This window comes from Lysinibacillus sp. NPDC096212 (assembly GCF_044763105.1).
Classification (GTDB): Bacteria; Bacillota; Bacilli; order Bacillales_A; family Planococcaceae; genus Lysinibacillus.
Genome location: NZ_JBIWFQ010000026.1, coordinates 59,906 through 82,318 on the forward strand (window position 1 = coordinate 59,906; position 22,413 = coordinate 82,318).

The following is a 22,413-nucleotide window of genomic DNA, read 5'->3' on the forward strand; positions in this document are numbered from 1 at the left end:
ATGGTAAAAATTTATAGAAGCTGCCTTCCATAAGATATTTATCAAGTAATTTCTCAAAATTGCTTACAAGATATTCAATTTTTTCATTTCTAATACAACCAAACTAATGCGGTAATCATTGTAAGACAAGAATTTGCGCAATCCTTTCCCATAGGATTCCATTTACTAGTTCATTCATTTTTTTCTCCTCCAAATTGTTTATTTACCCTTAATACGATTACGTTCGTCTAATCGTTCACTCACGAAAAAATAAATAAAAAAAATCTCAGGAATTTGATCCTGAGACCTTTCTTTTAAATATTTTTCTTGCAAAAATAAGATAGATAATAAGATACGCTGGAAATTGAATAAGGCCTAAAAAGCCCCATAGCCAAGCATTGTGTCCCCTCTTCCGTGCATCCCAAAACATCCATGAGCTCTGACAAATCAGAATGAATGCAATCACGATGCATAACCAAAGCGGTGTGCTACTTAGTTCATTTGAGATCATTCATTACTGACCTTCTTTCTAGTTTTTTTAAGCGCTAAGGGCAATAAGATAATCCCCACAAGCTGAAAATAAAGAAAAAGAATTGGCTGACGATAAACGACAGCAATCCCAACCGAAAGCACAAATACTGCAACAGAGATAAACGTGAGGAGGTCTTTCCATTGTTTTTTTCGTATTCTTTTTTTCTCTAATTCAACATTCTGTTGAAACCATTGTAAGCTTGGAGTAGATACTGGATTCCATTGATCCAGTTTTTCTAAACCATCTATTAATTGCTTAACCGTTAATTCATTTTCATCATCCAACATAGAATGACTATTTTTAGAATCATACTCTTTCAAGTTCAGCCAACTCCTTTCGTATACTTTTTAGACCATTTGAAACTCGAGATTTTACTGTTCCTTCTGCAATACCCATCATTTTTCCAATTTCCTTATATGAATATCCGTAATAATGCTTTAACACGATTGGCATACGTATTTCTTCATTAATTTGAGCAAGTACATCAAGTACATCATTCCATTCTTCGTTCATAATGGCTGCATTCCATTTCATTTTTCGGAGCGCTTGTTCCTGCTCTAGCCAGTTTTCCTCCCGCTTCTTTCTGCGCTGTTGATCGATAAAAAGGTTCGTTGCGATTGTGATGAGCCATGATGAAAACTTGGATTCACCATTATACAGTTGGATTTTTTCAATACACTTCATCATCGTCTCTTGTGCTAAATCTTCTGCGATTTGTGGATGAAGAGTAACTTTCATTAAATACTTTACGAGGAACGAATAATTCTGTTGTAGCAGTTTCGAAAGAGCCAATGTATCTCCTTTTTTCGCTTTTCGAATTAAATCCTTTTCATCCATGAGATCTACTCCATACAATAATGATTTATATGTAATACGATTTACTGGGAAAAATCGTTCATTTTCAAAATAAAGAATCACAACAAAAATCCATCTATTAGTATTTATTAAGTTTACTTGAAAGTTATATATTTCACCAAAAACCAAAGTATTGTTGCTCATTCAACGAGTTCCGAATGCTTGTCTAATTATTATCGTATTATCAAACTACTCACATGTTTTGTTTAAGTATGTCTTCTTTAACTAACTGGTCTGTTTGTGGAATAAGAAAAATCCTGTTTTGATACAGGATTTTAATCAAACTTTATTAAAATAATCAATGTTTATTTTAAATTATCGAACTTTGTTTTAAATGATCAATCTTTTTTATAAAACTACAACTTTAGATGTTCTTGTTCTTTTAGACATAAAAAACACCCCTTTGGCTAAATAATAACCAAAGGGGGAACGCTTCATGACTTTATTTTAAACATCGCAACTTTATTTCTAAGCTGCAATTTTTCAAATATAAGATTGTTTACAATCTAAATTATTTAGTATACATCTTTATTGTCCAGTATATATCTTTATTGCAAAGTATATATCTTAATTGTCCAGTATACATCTTTATTGTAACTTAACATCACATGTTGGTTTGGAATAAAGTTTGATTAAAAATTTCTCTAAACTTTTGATTTCACTGCATACGAAGAGCCGTGGTTTTGAATAAAGATTGATTAAAACGATGGTTTTCTTCTACTTGTAGGGACTACTTTTTATAAAAAAGTTTGATCAAAATTAAATATAAATGTTGATATAACGGTATTTTATTGATTTTGATAGGCTTAAAACGATTAAACTTTCTTCAAAATGGTGCGACTTTTTCAAAACAGTTCAACTTTGTTTTAAACCGACATAAAGAGCTGCTATCAAAATAGCTCCAACAAGCAGGAAATTCAAAAATACCTCTCGAGAGTTCGAGGGGTGTTTTTGAATGGTTTTAATACTGAAGTCTTTCTGATCAATTGTTAATGCTTTATTTTTTTACCTCATTTATTATTTCTTTAGCCTATTTTTATTTTTTTGATAACACCATGGAAAAAAAATCGTGAGCATATATATTTACATATCGTAATATCGTGATATGATGATGTGTATAAAAATGATAGTGAGGTGAAGTCGTGACGAAAATTCAATTTGATCAGGTTGATTTATTTAAAGCATTATCTAATGAAGCGAGACTGAAGATATTATACTGGTTAAAAGATCCTACAACGCATTTTGATACAAAGCGACAAGCGATAGAGGAAATGGATGAAGTAGGGGTCTGTGTAAGCCTGATTAGAGATAAGCTTGAGATGAATCAGTCTACTACATCTCAATATTTATCAACTTTACAGCATGCAGGTTTGGTCGAAGCAAGACGCATCGGAAAGTGGACATACTATAAACGCAATGAGCAACTGATACATGAGTTAGCAAACTTTATAGAAACGAAGCTATAGGATTTAGAAAAAATATCAAAATTTGAAAAGAGGTAATAAAAATGAAAATTGAAATATGGTCAGATTATGCATGTCCCTTCTGTTATATTGGAGAAGCAAGATTGGAAAAAGCAATGAATGAGCTAGGAATTAAAGATCAAGTAAATATTGAAATGAGAAGTTTCGAATTAGATCCTAACGCTAGTTACGAAGTCGTATCCAATACAGAAGATCGTTTCGCAAAAAAATATGGTCTATCTAATAGTATGGCGGCAGAAAGAATTAGACAAATAGAGCAGTATGGTAAAAACGAAGGTATTGATTTCAAATATTATACTACACGATATACAAACACAATGGATGCTCATCGCTTAACACATTATGCAGCAAAACAGGGAAACAAAACGATTGCAAAAGATTTATTCAAAGCCTATTTCACTGATAATTTAGAGTTGAGCGATAAAAATGTACTAAAAGAAATTGCTGTAAAAAATGGACTAGATGAAAATGAAGTAGAAAAAGTTTTGAATTCCAATGAATTTGAAAGTGATGTACGTAAAGATGAAAAGCAGGCACATTTAATGGGAGTCCGAGGTGTACCTTACTTCTTGATTAATGGAGAAATCACTTTGAGTGGTGCTCAGAATGTCGAAACATTTAAAATGGCTTTAAAAGAAGCAATGCAGGATGATAGTCAGAATAATGATTTATCAGGAATGAGCTGTGGTATTGATGGATGTAATTAATAATCGAAGCGTTGTACATCAATTAACAGTAAAAGATGTATTTTATGCAAATGCATTTTTATATATTGATCAGGATACGAAACATGGGTTTTTATTTGATCCCGGTGCAGAAGCAGAAAAAATATTACATGTGATAGAATCCAACGGTTATCATATCGAAAAAATATTATTAACACATGGACATTTTGATCACATAGGTGCAGTCGATAAAATTAGAAATGAATTAAATATCCCTGTTTACATGCACGAACTCGGACGGGAATATATGCAAAATGCGAGAATGAACTTGTCAGCTTTATGCAATAGACATATCATAGTTGATGATGTGCACTATGTACAATCAGGTGAAACGTTTGAACTGTCTGCTAATTCAGATTTTAAAGTGACGATGACACATACACCAGGTCATGCAATGGATCAAGTTATGTATTATAATGCACAGGATAAAGTAGCATTTGTTGGTGATACAATCTTTAAAGGTAGTATTGGAACCACTCAGTATGAAGGTGGAAATGAACAGGACTTGATACAAAGTTTAAATTTGATTCTATCATTGCCAGATGACGTTGTTTTATATAATGGTCATAGTGGTAAAACAACTGTAGGTGATGAGAAGAGAAGACTCGGCATATAAAGGGTAAGTGACATATTTTCTGTTGAGTACAGGAAATATGTCATTTTATTTATTCTTTATTGTAAAAAAGTGGGAGCAGAATATAATGTCCATGCTTTAGAGGTCAATTGCTGTTGTTTAGATATTTTTGCACCAAAACCTTTAAAAGTGACTCATGCTATAAATTATAAGCAAAATTAATGAAGAGAATAGAGATGAAATAAGATGATAAATAACTTAGGGCGTATTAATGAATTAGCGAAAAAACAGCGTGAAGAAGGTTTGACAAGTGCTGAACGGATTGAGCAACAAGTATTACGCAAAGACTACTTACGCGAAATTCGCGGACAAGTTCGCGAAACTTTTTCAAAAATGACTGTACTCGATCCACTAGGAAATGATGTAACACCGGATAAATTGCGTAGAGAAAAGGAAATGGATTCACGGGAAGTAAAAGCTTAGAAGAAGCACTTACATTCCATGTTAATGGTGATACGCAAATGTGTTGCCGCATGCATTCAACGTAAGCTTTGCTGGGATGTGTTGAATCGTTTTTAGTAAATCTTAATATGGCGGGTAATTGTGCATCAAGTGGATCGTCGTGCACGGAAGCTTCGATTGGCCCGTTACTTGTCTTGGTGGCAATGTGTGGACAAGGTGCTGAAAAATTACGTATTTGAATTCGTTTTAGCTTCGGTTAAGGCTTGACAGAAGAAGATATAAAACAGGCAGTGGAAAAAAAACAGCTATTGAAAAAAGATTGGTGAATTAAGAAAAGAAAAGGTGACCTTAATGAAAGAAACAAAAGACCCCTCGCAAATACGTGTCGTTGTTGGCATGTCAGGTGGGGTGGATTCTTCGGTTGCTGCGTACCTGTTAAAACAACAAGGCTATGAAGTAATCGGGATTTTTATGAAAAACTGGGATGATACAGACGAAAATGGTGTTTGTACAGCTACAGAAGACTATGATGATGTTATTAAAGTGTGTAACCAAATTGGTATTCCATATTATGCAGTTAATTTTGAAAAGCAATACTGGGATAAAGTTTTCACATACTTTTTAGAAGAATATAAAGCAGGATGCACACCAAATCCAGACGTTATGTGCAATAAGGAAATTAAGTTTAAAGCTTTCCTCGAACATGCGATGAGTCTTGGTGCGGATTATCTGGCAACGGGCCACTATGCACGTATTGATCGGAGTGGTGATGGCGAAGTATTAATGCTTCGTGGTGTCGATGAAAATAAAGACCAAACGTATTTCCTAAATCAATTAACACAGGAGCAGCTTAAACATGTTATGTTCCCAATTGGTGATATTGAGAAAAAAGAAGTGCGTGAAATTGCTGAAGAAGCAGGTCTTGCAACAGCGAAAAAGAAAGATTCAACAGGCATTTGCTTCATTGGCGAACGTAACTTTAAAGAGTTCCTAAGTCAATTCCTACCAGCACAACCTGGAAAAATGGAGACAATGGACGGCGTGGTAATGGGACAACATGACGGGCTAATGTACTATACACTTGGTCAACGTCACGGGCTTGGTATTGGTGGCGACGGTGAGCCATGGTTTGTTCTTGGAAAAGACCTAGAACGTAATGTATTGCTTGTTGGTCAAGGTTTTCACCATAATGCATTGTATTCTACTTCATTAACAGCAGTGAAAATGAGCTATACTTCGACAAAAAAATTACCTCGTAAATTTTTTTGCACAGCGAAATTCCGTTATCGTCAAACAGATACTCCGGTTGAAGTGGAGATTTTAGAAGATGGCCGTACACATATTACATTTGAAGAACCGGTTCGTGCCATTACACCGGGACAAGCAGTTGTTTTATATGACGGCGAAGTATGTCTTGGTGGCGGTACAATTGATGAAGTGTTTAAAAACAACGAAAAACTAACATATGTAGGATAAACTTGTGAGAAGACTGCTTAGGCAGTCTTTCGCTACGTAGTGGTGTGGAATTTGGATATGGATTTTAGTAGGAAAATCCATATTTAAAGTAAGCTTCATTTCTTCGGTATCTTCATCTAGCTCCAGTTGAAATCAGGTGGAGTGCATAATCTGTGCGAACTATATTTTTTGACGTCGTATTCACTTACTAAAAATAATAAATACTCGCTATTGTAAAGGATACACAAGGAAGAAGTCATTGGACGTCATGTTGGGGGCATTATCAGCGGGCGTACCTTTACGGGACATGCTCATGATGTGGGTTTGAAATAGAGTTTGATTAAAAGCGTGCTGCAAATGCTGATTTTATGATAGAAGAAACCCACACATTTTGAACAAAGATTGATCAAAATATGTGGATTAATTTAAACTAGAGATTTATTTTATAAAAAAGATTGATTAAAATTAAATTCATTGTTGAATTAATTTAATAAATCTAGACGCTTCCTGGTCCTTAATTTTCCCCCATGGCATCATTTTCTGTTTTGGATAGGTTAAATAGCATACTCTTTTAGCCCGAGTTAAAGCTACAAACATATTCTTTAACTCTTCTTTATATCTCCGAGAAGTATTTGCTCTATAATCTGGAAATACTCCTTCATTTAATCCCATTAAAAATACAATGTCATATTCAAGTCCTTTTGCCATATGAACTGTTAATAATGTAACACCCGTTTTATTGTAATTTTGAGTCTTTCCTAGCGCTATTTGATTTCTAAAATGTCTTAATGATCTCTTACCGGAGGATGTCTGACTACAATACTTTTTCCAATGATTTTTCCATAAAATAATGTCTTCCGAAAGCATATATAATTCTGAGTCTTCTTTATATATTTTTTTCATCTCAACTTCTATATAATCTATAGCTTTTGAAAAACGTTCATTATCTTCAATAATTATCTTCCAGGATGTTTTTAATACTTTAAATATATCTAAATCGATTTGATTATTAATTTCTTTCTCTAGACCAAAAATTACTTCTAAATAGTTACATTGAATATCATATTGACTTTTCTTTACACCTAAAAGGCTTAAAATTCTTTTAAAACTCAATGCATCTTTTTCATTAATAATAAGCTTAAGCCCTGATTCAAATATTTTTATTTCTGGAGATTCACTTTCAAGTCCATTTCCACTTCTGTTATTAAAAGGAATACCACAATTTTTCAACTCTTTTTCAATATGGCTCAATACATACTTATTCCTAGCTATAATGGCTATATTTTCATGAGAGACGCTATTATCATAAGTGTTCCCATTCGTCAGACGTTGGTTAATTTCTGCAACAATCCATTGTGCTTCTTCTACCTCATTAAATAAATCTTTAATAATCAGTTCCCCTTCTATAGGATAAACAGATGAGTTTTCATAGATAGATGGTTGCCTTAAGTCTTGAGCTATTCTTCGAGAAGCTTCCACAATAATTCTTGAAGACCTGAAATTCTCATGCATTTCAAATTCTTTTGGCTGAAAATCCTTTCGAAAATATTCCATCATATATTCACTTTTTGAGCCATTAAATTCATAAATATTCTGTTTAGGATCTCCAACAAGCATAATATTTTTAAAATCTTTACATAGAGCCTTTAAAACCTCATATTGAGAAAAATTCAAGTCTTGTGCTTCGTCTACACAAATATATTTATATAATCTGGTATATGATTTTGCTATTTGAGGCTTTTCAGTTAAAAGTTTATACGCATAATATAATATATCGTCAAAATCTAGCAAATGCTGCTCCATCAACATATTATTATACGTTTCGAATGTTCTAATAAACTGCTCATTAGCTTCTTCAAAATCGTCTAATAATAGGGGGTCAATAAATTGCCGCTTATTTTTACTAATTTGGTCTAAGTATTTTCTATAAATATCATTGCTAATATTAGTTGTATCAATAGTGCCATAACTTTCATTAAAAGCTTTCTTTAATATTTCAAGGAACTAATGATCAAGATGTATCAAGAAGTTTTATTGTTAAGCAAGGTAACCAAAGTTATATCTTGCCTTTAGTTGAAGTAGTTCGCAGTATTTTAGCACCGAATCTTAAATAAGGCTGCATCACATTATGAGCAGTTCATTATTCAAGATGTAGACGTAACAAGGGATTTTAAAACGAAAAATTTAATTGGTACTTTTACATGTTCATGTGGATTTATTTATGCAAGAAAGCAGGGAACGAACATCTTTAAAATTGGACGAGTAAAGGCTTTTGGTGAGTCTTGGCAACAACGGTTAAATGAACTTGCCAATGAAAATTTAAGTGTACGAGCCGTGGCAAGAGAATTAGGTGTAGATTCGAAAACAAAACTGGCTTTTACAAATGGTAATAAGATTAATAAAGAAGATATACATGTTCAACAAGGCGAAATTCTAAGCCAAGAAAAAGTAGCCTTTATAGATGTTTTTATAGAACCGACAGATATTAATGAGGATGGAATTAAAGAATTTAATGATTCTTGGTTTGAATTGATTGGTGATTTAAGAAGTGAAGATCTTGATATGAATCAATTAATGACAATTGTTTCTTCCAAAGGCAATAAAGGAAATTGTTCTCGAATATCAACAACAGAATCCGAATATTCAGTTAAATAAAAGTAATTTCGTTCCAAATCTGATAGAAATTCATGCTGTCTATTTGTTTTAATACCTTTTAAACGTGTAGACCGACCTTTCGAAGACACATCTTGAATGTTTAACCATGGTTTATAATCCGCTCCAACTCCAGAGCCGCGACCTTCTTTAATCCACTTTTCTACTTTAGATGTTCTAGTTCGTTTTGACATAAAAACACCCCTTTAGATTAATATTATCTAAAGGGGTAAAACGGTGCAACTTTTTTACAAACGGTATAACTTTATTTTAAACGGTACATCTTTTTTACAAACGGTACAACTTTATTTCAAATCTACATCACAAGTGATCTCTATCTCAACAATTACTCAACAGTTACCGATTTAGCCAAGTTACGTGGTTTATCCACATCACAGCGGCGGTGTAGTGCTGCGTAATAGCTAATTAATTGTAATGGCACTACAGAAACAAGTGGTGTTAGTAATTCATGAACTTGAGGGATTACTAAACGGTCACCGTCTTCGTCTACGCCAGCCATGGCAATAATGCATGGGTATGCTCCACGTGCAGCTACCTCTTTGACGTTACCACGGATGTTTAATCCTACTGCTTCTTGTGTAACAAGGGCAAACACCGGTGTACCTTCTTCGATTAAGGCAATTGTTCCGTGTTTTAGCTCGCCACCTGCGAAGCCTTCTGCTTGGATATAAGAGATTTCTTTTAGCTTCAAGGCACCCTCAAGGCTTACATAGAAGTCTATGTTACGGCCGATGAAGAATGCGTTGCGTGCGATTTTTAAGTAGTCCTCAGCAATATCCTCTAAAACATCTTTTGAATCGATAATTGTTTGAATACCGTTTGCTGCAATCGCAAGTTCTTGTTTTAAATCGTATTCTAAGCCCTTATCATTAGCTTTCGCTGTTACATATGCTGTTAGAGCAAGTACAGCTACTTGCGCTACATACGCTTTTGTAGAAGCTACTGCAATTTCTGGGCCTGCATGTAATAACAGTGTATGGTCTGCCTCACGTGATAGAGTAGAGCCAGGTACGTTTGTAATAGTTAATGTTGGATAACCAAGCTCTTTAATTTTCACAAGTACTTGACGGCTATCTGCTGTTTCACCTGATTGCGTAATAAAGATAAACAATGGTTTTTCTGAAAGTAATGGCATATTGTAGCCGAATTCACTTGAAATATGAACTTCCACTGGGATACCAGCCATTTTTTCGAAATATTGCTTACCGATTAGACCTGCATGATAGCTTGTGCCGGCTGCAATAATATATAGACGGTCTGCTGCTCGTAAGGCTTCTAAAATATTAGCGTCAATTGTTAATTCGCCATTCTCACCTTCGTACGCTTGAATGATTTTACGAATAACTGTTGGCTGCTCATCCATTTCTTTTAGCATATAGTGAGGGTACGTACCTTTTTCAATATCGCTCATATCGAGCTCTGCTGTATATGGTGCACGCTCTACTAATGTACCGTCTAACTTTGTAATTTCAACGCTAGCTTTGTGTACGATTACGACCTCTTTATCGTGTAGCTCCACATATTGATCTGTTACCTGTAGCATCGCCATTGCATCTGAAGCAACAACATTAAAGCCTTCACCAACACCTACTAAAAGTGGAGATTTGTTTTTCGCAACGAAAATTGTATCTGCCGCTTCTGCATCTAAAAGAGCCAATGCGTAAGAGCCGTGTAATAAAGATAAAGTTTTACGGAACGCTTCAGCCGTGCTTAAACCTTCTTTTACAAATAGCTCTACTAATTGCACGATGACCTCTGTGTCTGTATCAGATTTCATCGAAATACCTTTTAAATAAGTTTTTTGTAATAAATGATAGTTTTCAATAACTCCGTTGTGTACTAGCGTAAAACGTCCTGATTCACTTTGGTGAGGGTGTGCATTCAAACGGTTTGGTACACCATGAGTTGCCCAACGTGTATGACCAATACCAACTCTTGCAGCAACGTCCTCGTCCACTGCGTCACGTAAATCTGCAATACGTCCCTTTTCTTTGAAGACTGTTACACCCTCTTCATTACGTACTGCAATACCCGCTGAGTCATAGCCACGATACTCTAGTTTCTCTAAGCCTTTTAATAAGATTTCCTTTGCATCTGCTTCACCAATATATCCTACAATTCCACACATAAATTTCTTTTCCTCCGATATTGTCAATTTGTCGCAATGACAAATTAGACCTCAAGCTATCGAATTTTTTATGAATGTAAAAGCCATGCTTATTTATCAATTATGCCCCGGCATAATTCCCGGACATCCGCCGGAGGCTTTAACTTCTTTCAGTGGATGTTTGGACACCTGCTGAAAGAAATTAAATAAAATAAGCAAACTAATACATGCACATTGTTAACACTCATTCAGCCATCTGAATAGTAAACATTCGATACATGAGGTTTCTCTATTTATCTATTGCTTTAACTATACCTTTTTCATTTTCTGTACATTCAATCGCTTAAATGCTTTCAAAATGAAAAGTGACAATCGGGTATGTCGATTGGGAGGCATCCGCCGAATTTTCGATAAACCTCCACCTCGTCTGCTGAAGATCGTTTCGTCCAATTTCTTCAGCTCAGGCGCTATAATTGTTTTCCGATTTTGCGCTTTCTTCCCTCCTTATGCGCTCTCGTTAAATGATAAGGTCGGACCTCATATTCAACTTCTCCATCATACTCAATCATATGCTGTACGTCAAATTTTCGTTATAAAAAACACCTATTTATCCTACTTTTCAGTGACAAAAAGTAGACAAACAATCTGCTATAAAGCATTATCTTGAGATTCTTAATCAATTTGTGCCTCGGCATAATTGCCGCTGTCGCTTCGCTTTCGCGCAGAAAACATTTGCCGCTGTCGCTTTGTTTTCGCTACCAAAACACTTGTAACAGCCGTTTCACTTACGTTACATAAAACATTTTGAAAGAAGTTAAAATTATGATGATTTTTTCAGCAACAAGTATTTTCGGTTATGGATTTGTTTTGAACAGAGCCGAAAATAAATTGCGCCAAAAATAAAATTCATCTGAACGAAAATCCCATTTTTCAATCGCTTGACAAAGCCGCTACTTAGCAATACTATATACAGTACTTAGCAACACTTAGTACAGGTGATGCTAAGCCTGGGGGTGAGATCGTGGATAATCTGAGTGAAATGCTCAAAGGAGTTTTAGAAGGTATTGTATTAGAAATCATTAGCCGTGGTGAAATATATGGTTATGAGATTGTTAAATATCTCACGCAGATGGGGTTCGATGGCATAGCTGAAGGAACTGTGTATGCGTTACTTATGCGATTGGAAAGAAATCGTCTTGTCAATATTGTCAAAAAGCCATCTGAAATGGGTCCACCAAGGAAATTTTATACGCTTAATGAACAAGGACGAGAAAAATTGATGTCCTTCTGGGCTAAATGGGATTTTTTAAGTAGTCGTATTGAAATTTTAAGAAATAATGGAGGGAACAAACATGAGCTTTAGTCGTGAAATTCAGGAGAGAATTAATCGTTTTGCAAAAGAACAATCCCAGAATTATTTGCAGGACGCTGAGATGACTTATATAGAAAAGCTGCGCAAGAAAAGTGGGCAAACTAAACGGAAAATTGACAATCAATTGTCGAAGTTTAAAGGGCGTTCCGATCAGGGACGAGAAGCGCAAGATGACATGATACTCTATATGAGCGATTATATGAATGATTTAATGTCACAAGGCTTAACGGAGCAGGAAGCTTTTAATAAGGCTAGCGAGGAATTGCAATTCGCCAGTAACTCTGAGCAATCTGAGGATTTAAATGAACGCTTCCAGCAGTATTACGAAAATCGTGATCCCGCAGATTATGAGGCAATCGGGTTATTTTATGGTGGCTTCCTGTTTTTAGGTTTAGGTATCGGCGGATTAAGCGGTTTTCTATCCGGCGGTGGATATGAAGCTTTTGTTGATAGAGGCTGGATCGACACGGCAATCGGCGCTGGTGTTGGGATTATCATTGGTATCGGACTTGGACAAATTACCAATGCTATTATAGCGTTAAAAAAGAAGTAGGGCTATTGGATTGAGTTTATAGATAAAAGGCACAGGCGAACTTACTTGTGCCTTTTAAGCTTAGCCTTCGTTACTCTCCAATAATTTCACAATTTCTCGATTAAATGCTGGTAAATCCTCCGGTGTGCGACTTGTTACTAATTGTTTTTGGCAAACAAACACTTCCTCGTCATGGAATATCGCACCTGCATTTTCTAAATCTACTCGGATTGATTTGTAGCCAGTTGTGTCACGACCAGTTAATGTTTTTGCCGTAATGAGTAATTGAGGTCCATGACAAATAGCAAAGGTTGGTTTCATCTCATCCATAAATTCTTTGACAAATGCCACAATACGATCATCTACGCGTAGTATATCAGGAGAAAAACCGCCTGGGATGAATAATGCATCGAAATCAGAGGCATTTACCTCATCGATATCTTTATCGATTTTTACTTTCTCTCCATGCTTACCTTCTACCTCAATGCCTGCCGTCGTATCAATCGTTATTAATTCATGACCTGCCGCTTCTAATGCTCCTTTAGGACTTGTATATTCAGCATCCTCAAACATATTGGTAATCACTGTAGCAATTTTAGCCATTGCAATACAACACTCCTTGTTATTGTGACTCTGTACTACTGTTCCCATTCTCTTCGAAAGCATTCATTTTTTCATTGCTAGAGCTTTCAATAATTAAAGCCAACGTTTCATTTGTACGGAACAAAAAATAAAAAACTCGACCTCCTATCAAAGGAAATCGAGTTCATATACTATTTATTCAGTTAAGCCCATTTCAGAACGGACAACATCTGCTATACGCCCTACATAACGCTCGCAGTCTTCTTCTGTAGCCGCTTCCACCATTACTCGTACAAGTGGCTCAGTACCTGAAGGACGCACTAATACGCGACCGTTACCAGCCATGTCTGCTTCTACCTCAGCAATCACTGCAGCAACTTTTGCATTTTCTGTCACAGCATGCTTGTCTGTTACACGTACGTTGACTAAACGCTGCGGGAAAATTTTCATTTCAGAAGCAAGCTCTGATAGTTTTTTACCTGTAGCTTTCATAATGTTAACAAGCTGAATACCTGTTAATAAGCCATCACCAGTTGTGTTAAAGTCTAGGAAAACAATATGACCAGATTGCTCGCCGCCAAGATTATAATCATTAGCACGCATTTCTTCCACAACGTAACGATCACCTACAGCAGTTTGTACACTATGCATATCGTTATCTTCAACAGCTTTGTAGAAGCCCATGTTACTCATAACCGTCGAAACGATTGTTTGCTTTTTCAAGCGACCAACTGTATTTAAATACTTACCAATGATGAACATAATTTGATCACCATCAACAATTTTACCGTTTTCATCTACAGCGATTAAACGGTCACCATCGCCATCGAATGCTAAACCAACATCAGCACCCTTTTCTGTGACAAATTTAGCTAATCCTTCTGGATGTGTTGAACCGACACCGTCATTAATATTTAAGCCTGTTGGTGAGGCACCCATCGTTGAGATATCCGCTTCTAAATCTGCAAATAGGTGTGTAGCTAGTGAAGACGTAGCGCCATGTGCACAATCTAATGCTACGTGGATGCCCTCAAATTCTTCAGCCACTGTTTGTTTTAAGTATTGAATATATTTTTGTCCACCCTCGAAGTAGTCGCTTACAGAACCTAAATCTGCCCCGATTGGACGTGGCAAAGTATCTTCTTGAGCATCTAATATTGCTTCGATTTCAGCTTCTTGCGCATCTGTTAGCTTAAAGCCATCAGGACCGAAAAATTTAATACCATTGTCAGCTACTGGGTTATGTGAAGCTGAAATCATAACGCCTGCATTTGCGCTCATCATTCGAGTAAGATAAGCCACACCTGGTGTCGAAATAACACCAAGACGCATTACCTCTACGCCGATTGATAAAAGACCAGCTACAAGTGCACCTTCAAGCATTTCACCTGAAATACGTGTGTCACGACCGATTAATACCTTTGGACGGTCAGTTGCATCCTTCGTTAAAACGTAACCACCTACGCGGCCAAGTTTAAATGCAAACTCCGGTGTTAATTCACTATTCGCGACGCCACGGACGCCATCTGTTCCAAAATATTTACCCATTTTGATTATTCTCTCCTTCAATGCAAGACGGCGATCATGCTTGTCTACGCTGACAACTAGACCACTCGTCTGCTTACTTTTGGAAAAGTCTATTTTCGTTCATTCACTGGTAACTATAATTTTACCCCTATGTAATTTATTTGGGCTTGTAAATAGGCACAGATAAATTTTAGGGATAGGGTATTTTGATTTTAGCCCGAGCAACTTCTTCTCGTTAAAGAATACCCTTACCGATAGAGAACGAAATCTCTACTGAATCAAAATAAAATTATAGTCAGTTATTGTTTAAGAATCAATATCTTCTTCTGTTTTATCAGTAGGCGGCGTGTTGTTATCAGAAGGAGTGTTAGTCTCCTCTGAAGGTGGCGAAGGTAGCGAAGGAGTAGGTGTAGGAGCAGGAGTGGTAGTAGTTGTTGTCGTTGTTGTTTTTTCCTGCTCTGCCTTCGTAATATCGGCCTTCACTTTAATTTTCGTATCAGATATTTTTGTCACACCTTCGGGCAATTTCACATCAAATTCATAAGTTTTTGATTCTGTAATTTTTGATAAATCAACCTCTACTGGTATTGCAGTTAAAGCATCTATGATAGATTTCCTACCGTATACTCTCACCTTTGTAGGACTAATTGTTAATTGGTTGACGGTAATACCATTCTCCGCTTTTCCTATTTCCTTCAGCACAACCGGTAACTCTCTACTGTAAGCTCCAATATCTACTTGTACCTTCACAGTCTCCGGTTCAATCGTCACGTCTAACTTATTTAAATCACGATCTAGTACTTTAACTGCCGCTACTTGTGAGAACGGTTCTTTCAAGCCTTGTTCACCCGTTACGGTAGCTTTTACATAGCTAATATTTTCAATTGCACTTTTGGCACCTGTAATATACACCGTAGCTGGATTAGCAGCCATGCCATTTAAAATATACCCTTCTTCAATTAAACGAGTATTTAGCTCAGGGTCAACACGAAACTCTTGTGTGACCTTTTCCTCAATGTTTACCTTAACAGTTGCTGGGTCTAATGTAACTTGCAACTTATCAGAAATATTTTCGTATTGTAGTTTAACATTATGCTCACCTATGAGTAATTTACTCAAATCCGCAAATATAGAAAAATCTCTCGAAGTTTGAGCTTTTAAAGCGAGTGGCGTTGGACCTTTTATCGTAACGTTTACCGTCTTTGGTATCCCCGTTACAATAAGGTTCTTATCGTCATAAAAAACATCTACTGGCACATCGCGAATTACTACTGTTTGCTCACTCGTTATTGTTTTATTTTTAGGAGATAATTCGGTACGAACGGAGAAAAATAACAAAAAGGCTAGAAATAGTGCAACGATTCGTAACACCCAAGGGCTATCCATCATTTTATCCATTCTTTTTCCCCCTCCAAGTTAACTTAGAGGCTGCATCTGACTCCTGTGCTAATCCGAACCACATTTTACGTAACAGTCCTTCGAATTCCTCTAGAGAAAGATTTCGGTGAAGATTACCATTCATTGTAAGACTAATGGCACCGGTTTCTTCTGATACGACAATAGTAATGGCATCTGTCACTTCACTTAAGCCGAGTGCAGCTCGGTGGCGCGTCCCAAGCTCTTTAGAGATAAACGGACTCTCAGAAAGCGGTAAATAACAGGCTGCCGCCGATATTTTATCTTTTTGCATAATTACTGCTCCATCATGAAGCGGTGTATTAGGTATAAAAATGTTGATCAGTAACTCCGATGAAATCTCAGCATTTAGTCCTATGCCCGTTTCGATATATTCATTTAGACCAGTTTCTTTTTCAATAGAAATTAACGCCCCTATACGACGTTTGGCCATATAACTAACAGATTTCTTCATCGCCTCAATTAGCCTTGTTTGTTCTTCCTCAACTTGATTAATTGAACGTTGGAATAACTTCCCTCTACCAATTTGTTCAAGACCTCGTCTTATTTCAGGTTGGAAAATGATAATAATCGCCAAGAAACCGAAATCGATAACTTGTTGTAACATCCATCCTAACGTTTCTAACCCTAAATATTCTGTAGCAAGGCGCGCAATAATAATTACGAAAATCCCTTTTAATAATTGGACAGCCTTCGTACCTTTAATGAGGGTTAAAATTTTATAAATAACGTACCATACGAGCAGTACATCTAATAAGTTAATAACAATATTCACAGGTGTTAAATTAGCGAAATGTTCGATAATTTGCACGTGGCATCCCCCACTTTTCATTGCGAATCCATACACATTTAAGTATAGCACATTCTTATCAAATGTAACTTTTTTCAAATAAAAAGTCTACTCAAAAGAGTAGACCTTTCAGCCTCTCACGTGCACTATCTATTAGGACGTATAGAGTGTTATTTAGTTGCTTGTTTCTCTTCGAATGTTACAGCAGACTTTACTGAATTTTTGATCGTATACCAAAGCCATTCGAATACTTCGTCAATTTCTTCTATTTTTCCCGAAACAACTGCCGAAGATGCCATATACTGTCCGTTAATAACAGTGACATTGCCATCCACTTCACCCTCAACAATTAAATCACCATTTTTAACAACAATGTCACCTTTTACAACTTCTCCCTTCGGCACAATAACCGTTTGACCTTCAACAACTAGGTTTGGCTGTTTAGTCACGGAGAACTGTCGGTCATCCATGAAGCTACCTAGTAAAGTTGCACTCATGAATAAACAAAAAACTGCTGCTGCCACAAAGAGTGGATGTCGGCGAATCCACTTTTGCATACCTACACGACTTTTAGGTTTCGGTAAACGAGCCATCACGGTTTCTTCAAAATGCGGAGGTGATGTAATGTGGGAAGCGCTCTTCACAAAGGCGATTGTTTCACTTAATTCCTGCATCAACTGTTTACAATCACTGCATGTATGCAAATGTCGTTTTAACTCTTGCTCATGCTCACGACTTATGTCACCATCTAAATAATCATGGATATAGTCTATTATATGCTCTGGACAAGTATTCATGACGCTCCCCCTCCTACAGATTGTTTAATTGCTTTCGTAATGCTTCACGTCCGCGGTGAATCCTCGTTTTCACCGTTCCAAGAGGCATATCTAAAATCTCGCTAATTTCCTGTAATGATAATTCTTCAATATATTTCAATACTATAACTGAACGATATTTATCAGGCAAACGTCCAATTTCATATTGAATGCGATCTTGCAGTTCCATTTGCTCTATCTGTTCTTCCGGTAGCTGGTCATCTGCTGCGATCTGCGAGTACATATTAAGTCCTTCTGTACCAGCTACTTCTGCATCTAAATAGTAATCTGGCTTTTTCTTCCGAATACGGTCTATACAAAGGTTTGTCGCTATGCGATATAGCCACGTCGCAAATTTTCTTTTCTGATCAAAAGTATGCAAGTTCATATAGGCACGAACAAAAGCTTCTTGTGCAATGTCCTCAGATTCTTGCTTGTTCCCTAACATCCTATAGCATACTTGGTACAGTTTGTGCTGATAGAGACTCACAATATCTGCAAATGCGTTTTGATCACCTTTAAGCACTTGTTTAATTTTCTTGTTTACTAACGCATCCATTGTGTTGACTTCTCCACCTTTACAACTGTCTTATACTATACGGCACATCGATAAGAAAAGTTTCATTTTGTTATTAATTATAGCAAAAGATTTTTATACATTGTGGCAACAGGCAATTTTTTGTCAAATTTCTTTAAACTAATGTTTCGCCAAATAAAGAACCCATTAATGCTACTGCAACATCGGCAGTTCTATTCTTCTCATCTAAAATTGGATTAACCTCAACGAATTCAGCAGATGTTAGCATACCTGACTCCTGAAGCATTTCCATTGCCAAATGACTTTCTCGATATGTAATACCACCAGGTACAGGTGTCCCAACTCCTGGAGTATAAAGTGGATCTAAACCATCTAAATCTAGTGATAAATGCAAACCATCTACATTACGCTCCCTTAAATAAGCTAGAGCATCTTCCATTACACGCGTCATTCCAAGACGATCTACCTCGTGCATTGTATATACTTTGATTCCTTGCTGACTAATTAATTCACGTTCTCCTGGATCTACAGAACGCGCTCCAATAATAATGACATTTTCAGGTTTAATTTTCGGTACATTATTACGAATTTTCACTAACCGTTCATGACCAAGTCCAATGCTTACAGCTAATGGCATACCATGTATATTACCAGACGGTGTCGTTTCAGGTGTGTTTAAGTCGGCATGCGCATCAAACCAAATAACACCTAAATTTTTGTAATGCTCACCAAGTCCTGCGAGAGTGCCAATAGCAATACTATGGTCGCCACCAAGTACAAGTGGAAACTCCTTTTGTTCAATTGCTTCATTTACACTTTTCGCCAAAGATGTACTTACATCGATAACTTCCTCTAAATTAAGTAGCTGTTTATCAACAATAGTGCCTTCTTGTTTTTGACTAACACGTATATCCCCTTGATCATGTACTACATGCCCTATTGCCTTCAAGCGCTCTACAACACCTGCGTAACGGATAGCACTCGGCCCCATATCTACCCCTCTGCGAGTTTGCCCATAATCAGTTGGTACACCAATAATAGAAATATTTAGTTTATTCATTTTTTCATACCCCCTTTAAGTTGTATGACTATTGTAAAGCCTACATCCTCCTTGGCTCAACCTTACAATTTCATGAATATTTATACAATTAAAGAGAACATAAAAAAATCTCCTGCTGTTTTCAGCAAGAGATTAGTATCTGTAGTTAATGTTACACTTTTTATTTTATAAAAGTGAGCCATGAAGGACTCGAACCTTCGACCCTCTGATTAAAAGTCAGATGCTCTACCAACTGAGCTAATGGCTCAAACAATAAAAATGGCTGGGGTACTAGGATTCGAACCTAGGCATGACGGAATCAAAATCCGTTGCCTTACCGCTTGGCTATACCCCAATCATTATAAAAAACTGGTGGAGGGGGACGGATTCGAACCGCCGAACCCTAAGGAGCGGATTTACAGTCCGCCGCGTTTAGCCACTTCGCTACCCCTCCGAAATAACACATTATGGTGGAGGATGACGGGCTCGAACCGCCGACCCTCTGCTTGTAAGGCAGATGCTCTCCCAGCTGAGCTAATCCTCCATAGAAACAGGTGTTCATTTCTTCACAGTTTTTTTATTTTTTTAAGCCTTTGCATTACTACAATGCTTTAAAAATGGTGACCCCTACGGGATTCGAACCCGTGTTACCGCCGTGAAAGGGCGGTGTCTTAACCACTTGACCAAGGGGCCATTTTTTAAATGTCTCAAACAAGACAAGTATTATGATAACATTTTTTATCGTACGATGCAACACTTTTTTTAATATTTTTTATGTAAACACCATCTTTAAAAATGAGCAAAAAAATGGCTCCGAAGGCAGGACTCGAACCTGCGACAACCTGATTAACAGTCAGGTGCTACTACCAACTGAGCTACTTCGGAACAATACTATTCAATTCGGTTTTTAAAACCTCTTAAGTACATTTATTATTATAGCAAGCATTATAAATTATGCAATACTTTTTGTGAAAATTTTTATATTTTTTGTCGAAGTCTTCCTATACAGTAACTAGAAACCTAATAGTTCTCTATTAAATCCAATATTTCTATTTCGTGCGCAAAATATTCTTGCTGTATATTATTGTAATTGTTAAAATGGAAATAGTTTTATGAATTTTCTATTAAATTTGTTTGGGGGAGGAATGTTCACATGGTAACAAACGATTTAATTGCACCAGAATTCTATAATATTACAGAGGAATTGGAGAAATTTTCTCAAGATAGTGATCGCCAAGCTATACGGTGGCTAAATACTCAGCAGGAGCGTCAAACAATTTCCTATGTTGAACTTGTTCAAAAAATGAATCAATACGCGCATGCCTTTACGAAGAAGGGGCTTCAAAAAGGAGATCGCGTATTAGTTATTATTCCACGTCTGCCTGAAGCTTATTTTGTCTTCCTTGGCTGTCTAAAGGCTGGGATTGTTCCTATTTCATGTTCAGAAATGTTACGTGCAAGTGATTTAGAATATCGTATGGAACACTCTTCTGCAAGGGCAGTAATAGCTTATGAAGCGTTCACAAGTGAGGTAGATCGTATTACTTCTTCAGTAGAGGCTTTAAATAATAAATTGGTTATTGGTACTGCTACTGGTGATTGGACCTCTTTAGATGAATTAGCAAGTACCCAGCCAGATACATTTACAGCAGCTGCTACTAAAAGAGATGATATGGCATTTCTTTCTTATACATCTGGCACCACTGGCAAACCAAAAGGGGTTGTCCATTCACACGGATGGGGATATGCACATATTAGAACAGCCGCTTCACAATGGCTTTGTGTACGTGAAGGTGATTTAGTTTGGGCTACAGCTGCTCCAGGGTGGCAAAAATGGATTTGGAGCCCATTTTTATCGACTATTATGCTAGGCGCAACTGCATTTGTATACCACGGAGGATTTGATGCAAAAACATACCTTAAACTGCTTCAAGAAGAAAAGGTTAATGTATTGTGCTGTACTCCAACGGAATATCGAATTATGGCGAAGATTGATAATTTAAAAGACTATAATCTATCTTCTCTACGTAGTGCTGTTTCGGCTGGTGAACCATTAAATCGACCAGTCATCGAAACATTTATGAATAACTTCAGTCTTAAAGTGCGCGACGGCTATGGCCAAACGGAAAATACTTTATTAATCGGCACACTTGAAAATATTGATTTACGTCCGGGTTCAATGGGTGTTCCTACTCCAGGCAATATTGTCCGTATTATAGATCATGAGGGCAAAGAGGCACCGATTGGAGAAGTTGGAGATATTGCAGTACACAAATCTTCTCCTGCTCTATTTAAGGAGTACTATCGTGAGCCTGAACGTACACAAGCTGCCTTCCGTGGAGATTGGTATATTACTGGTGACCAAGCCAAATGCGATGAAGATGGCTACTTCTGGTTTGAAGGTCGAGGAGATGACATCATTATTTCATCAGGCTATACAATTGGGCCATTTGAGGTAGAGGATGCTTTAAATAAACATGAAGCTGTACAAGAATGTGCTGTAGTCGCAGCTCCAGATGAAATTAGAGGACATATTGTTAAAGCCTTTGTCATCTTGCGAGAAAGCTTCAGAGATCGTGATGAAGAGGAGTTAACAAAAGAACTACAGGAGCACGTTAAAGCATTAACAGCACCTTATAAATATCCTCGTAGTATTGTTTTTATTGATGAGCTACCAAAAACAACTTCTGGTAAAATTCGTCGTATAGAACTACGAACAGCAACAACAACTGTATAAAATATAATAAAGAGACATTTCACCATTCACTTGGTTGAAATGTCTCCTTTATATATTGCTAATATTTAATATTCTTTTGGATAAAAAAAAGCCACTACTGAGTTTGTCAGCAGCGACTTTTTGCGCCTAGCGACGTCCTACTCTCACAGGGGGAAGCCCCCAACTACCATCGGCGCTAAAGAGCTTAACTTCCGTGTTCGGTATGGGAACGGGTGTGAC

Annotated in this window: 20 protein-coding genes, 6 tRNA genes, 1 rRNA gene and 1 pseudogene; 9 read left to right on the plus strand and 19 right to left on the minus strand. The window is 36.7% G+C overall.

Annotated elements, in window-relative coordinates:
• Positions 1 to 486: 486 nt before the first annotated feature.
• Entirely contained in the window at positions 487 to 831 is a 345-nt protein-coding gene (locus ACIQ7T_RS21305) for a YxlC family protein (protein ID WP_107950135.1), read from the minus strand.
• Positions 818 to 1,510 carry an RNA polymerase sigma factor SigY gene (gene sigY / locus ACIQ7T_RS21310; protein WP_402873322.1) on the minus strand — a complete coding sequence of 231 codons (693 nt, stop codon included), beginning with the start codon at positions 1,508 to 1,510 and terminating at the stop codon, positions 818 to 820. The genes ACIQ7T_RS21305 and sigY overlap by 14 nt, the downstream gene beginning before the upstream one ends.
• A gap of 1,007 nt (positions 1,511 to 2,517) precedes the next feature.
• Between sigY and ACIQ7T_RS21315 the strand changes: the two genes are divergently transcribed.
• The 5 genes from ACIQ7T_RS21315 (at position 2,518) to mnmA (ending at position 6,087) form a co-directional block, all read left to right on the plus strand.
• Entirely contained in the window at positions 2,518 to 2,832 is a 315-nt protein-coding gene (locus ACIQ7T_RS21315) for an ArsR/SmtB family transcription factor (RefSeq protein ID WP_402873344.1), read from the plus strand.
• A 41-nt stretch (positions 2,833 to 2,873) separates the two neighbouring features.
• The gene (locus ACIQ7T_RS21320; RefSeq protein ID WP_370077339.1) at positions 2,874 to 3,557 is read left to right on the plus strand and encodes a DsbA family oxidoreductase; all 684 of its coding nucleotides are present in this window, start codon (positions 2,874 to 2,876) and stop codon (positions 3,555 to 3,557) included.
• On the plus strand, positions 3,544 to 4,191 hold the full coding sequence (locus tag ACIQ7T_RS21325) for an MBL fold metallo-hydrolase (RefSeq protein WP_370077360.1): 648 nt from the start codon (positions 3,544 to 3,546) through the stop codon (positions 4,189 to 4,191). The genes ACIQ7T_RS21320 and ACIQ7T_RS21325 overlap by 14 nt, the downstream gene beginning before the upstream one ends.
• Positions 4,192 to 4,395: 204 nt before the next feature.
• Positions 4,396 to 4,632 (plus strand): DUF896 domain-containing protein, encoded by a 237-nt coding sequence (locus tag ACIQ7T_RS21330; protein WP_144787844.1) that lies wholly within the window; start codon positions 4,396 to 4,398, stop codon positions 4,630 to 4,632.
• 330 nt (positions 4,633 to 4,962) lie between these two features.
• Complete coding sequence (gene mnmA / locus ACIQ7T_RS21335; RefSeq protein WP_402873326.1) at positions 4,963 to 6,087, plus strand: tRNA 2-thiouridine(34) synthase MnmA; 1,125 nt, start codon at positions 4,963 to 4,965, stop codon at positions 6,085 to 6,087.
• A 450-nt stretch (positions 6,088 to 6,537) separates the two neighbouring features.
• Here mnmA and ACIQ7T_RS21340 read toward each other — a convergent pair whose 3' ends face one another.
• Positions 6,538 to 8,061 carry an ATP-dependent helicase gene (locus tag ACIQ7T_RS21340; protein ID WP_402873347.1) on the minus strand — a complete coding sequence of 508 codons (1,524 nt, stop codon included), beginning with the start codon at positions 8,059 to 8,061 and terminating at the stop codon, positions 6,538 to 6,540.
• Positions 8,062 to 8,208: 147 nt separating this feature from the next.
• On the opposite strand from ACIQ7T_RS21340, the gene ACIQ7T_RS21345 reads away from it, so the two are divergent.
• Positions 8,209 to 8,721, plus strand: a complete 513-nt coding sequence (locus tag ACIQ7T_RS21345; protein ID WP_402873350.1) for a TnsD family Tn7-like transposition protein — start codon at positions 8,209 to 8,211, stop codon at positions 8,719 to 8,721.
• Here ACIQ7T_RS21345 and ACIQ7T_RS21350 read toward each other — a convergent pair.
• Positions 8,640 to 8,912 (minus strand): annotated as a pseudogene (locus ACIQ7T_RS21350) (heteromeric transposase endonuclease subunit TnsA); the annotation flags it as partial. The gene ACIQ7T_RS21345 and the pseudogene ACIQ7T_RS21350 overlap by 82 nt on opposite strands.
• 152 nt (positions 8,913 to 9,064) lie before the next feature.
• Positions 9,065 to 10,867 (minus strand): glutamine--fructose-6-phosphate transaminase (isomerizing), encoded by a 1,803-nt coding sequence (glmS, locus tag ACIQ7T_RS21355; RefSeq protein ID WP_370077341.1) that lies wholly within the window; start codon positions 10,865 to 10,867, stop codon positions 9,065 to 9,067.
• 1,000 nt (positions 10,868 to 11,867) lie between these two features.
• On the opposite strand from glmS, the gene ACIQ7T_RS21360 reads away from it, so the two are divergent.
• The gene (locus tag ACIQ7T_RS21360; RefSeq protein WP_370077342.1) at positions 11,868 to 12,209 is read left to right on the plus strand and encodes a PadR family transcriptional regulator; all 342 of its coding nucleotides are present in this window, start codon (positions 11,868 to 11,870) and stop codon (positions 12,207 to 12,209) included.
• Positions 12,199 to 12,771, plus strand: coding sequence for a hypothetical protein (locus ACIQ7T_RS21365; RefSeq protein WP_370077343.1), 573 nt, complete (start codon positions 12,199 to 12,201; stop codon positions 12,769 to 12,771). Before ACIQ7T_RS21360 ends, ACIQ7T_RS21365 begins: the two co-directional genes overlap by 11 nt.
• Before the next feature lie 60 nt (positions 12,772 to 12,831).
• On the opposite strand, the gene ACIQ7T_RS21370 is transcribed toward ACIQ7T_RS21365, so the two are convergent.
• The 13 genes from ACIQ7T_RS21370 to ACIQ7T_RS21430 all read right to left on the minus strand — a co-directional run bounded on the left by ACIQ7T_RS21370 (position 12,832) and on the right by ACIQ7T_RS21430 (position 20,342).
• A complete protein-coding gene (locus ACIQ7T_RS21370; RefSeq protein ID WP_370077344.1) occupies positions 12,832 to 13,353 on the minus strand; it encodes a type 1 glutamine amidotransferase domain-containing protein in 522 nt (173 codons plus the stop codon).
• Between the two features lie 174 nt (positions 13,354 to 13,527).
• Positions 13,528 to 14,880 carry a phosphoglucosamine mutase gene (gene glmM, locus ACIQ7T_RS21375; RefSeq protein WP_370077345.1) on the minus strand — a complete coding sequence of 451 codons (1,353 nt, stop codon included), beginning with the start codon at positions 14,878 to 14,880 and terminating at the stop codon, positions 13,528 to 13,530.
• A 285-nt stretch (positions 14,881 to 15,165) separates the two neighbouring features.
• Positions 15,166 to 16,257: a CdaR family protein gene (locus ACIQ7T_RS21380; protein WP_370077346.1), complete on the minus strand. Its 1,092-nt coding sequence runs from the start codon at positions 16,255 to 16,257 to the stop codon at positions 15,166 to 15,168.
• Complete coding sequence (gene cdaA, locus ACIQ7T_RS21385) at positions 16,250 to 17,086, minus strand: diadenylate cyclase CdaA (protein WP_370077347.1); 837 nt, start codon at positions 17,084 to 17,086, stop codon at positions 16,250 to 16,252. The genes ACIQ7T_RS21380 and cdaA overlap by 8 nt, the downstream gene beginning before the upstream one ends.
• Positions 17,087 to 17,235: 149 nt before the next feature.
• Entirely contained in the window at positions 17,236 to 17,862 is a 627-nt protein-coding gene (locus ACIQ7T_RS21390) for a zf-HC2 domain-containing protein (RefSeq protein WP_402873333.1), read from the minus strand.
• A gap of 13 nt (positions 17,863 to 17,875) precedes the next feature.
• The gene (gene sigW / locus ACIQ7T_RS21395; protein ID WP_370077349.1) at positions 17,876 to 18,439 is read right to left on the minus strand and encodes an RNA polymerase sigma factor SigW; all 564 of its coding nucleotides are present in this window, start codon (positions 18,437 to 18,439) and stop codon (positions 17,876 to 17,878) included.
• 133 nt (positions 18,440 to 18,572) lie between these two features.
• Positions 18,573 to 19,478 (minus strand): arginase, encoded by a 906-nt coding sequence (gene rocF / locus ACIQ7T_RS21400; protein WP_370077350.1) that lies wholly within the window; start codon positions 19,476 to 19,478, stop codon positions 18,573 to 18,575.
• Positions 19,479 to 19,652: 174 nt separating this feature from the next.
• A tRNA-Lys gene (locus ACIQ7T_RS21405) sits at positions 19,653 to 19,725 on the minus strand.
• A 12-nt stretch (positions 19,726 to 19,737) separates the two neighbouring features.
• Positions 19,738 to 19,812: transfer RNA gene (locus tag ACIQ7T_RS21410), tRNA-Gln, on the minus strand.
• A gap of 15 nt (positions 19,813 to 19,827) precedes the next feature.
• Positions 19,828 to 19,911: transfer RNA gene (locus ACIQ7T_RS21415), tRNA-Tyr, on the minus strand.
• Positions 19,912 to 19,925: 14 nt separating this feature from the next.
• Positions 19,926 to 20,001, minus strand: a tRNA-Val gene (locus ACIQ7T_RS21420).
• Between the two features lie 74 nt (positions 20,002 to 20,075).
• Positions 20,076 to 20,150 (minus strand) — tRNA-Glu (locus ACIQ7T_RS21425).
• 115 nt (positions 20,151 to 20,265) lie between these two features.
• Positions 20,266 to 20,342: transfer RNA gene (locus tag ACIQ7T_RS21430), tRNA-Asn, on the minus strand.
• A gap of 268 nt (positions 20,343 to 20,610) precedes the next feature.
• On the opposite strand from ACIQ7T_RS21430, the gene mbcS reads away from it, so the two are divergent.
• On the plus strand, positions 20,611 to 22,194 hold the full coding sequence (gene mbcS, locus ACIQ7T_RS21435; RefSeq protein WP_370077351.1) for an acyl-CoA synthetase MbcS: 1,584 nt from the start codon (positions 20,611 to 20,613) through the stop codon (positions 22,192 to 22,194).
• A gap of 124 nt (positions 22,195 to 22,318) precedes the next feature.
• Here the strand turns inward: mbcS and rrf are convergent.
• Positions 22,319 to 22,413: ribosomal RNA gene (gene rrf, locus ACIQ7T_RS21440) — 5S ribosomal RNA — on the minus strand; the annotation flags it as partial.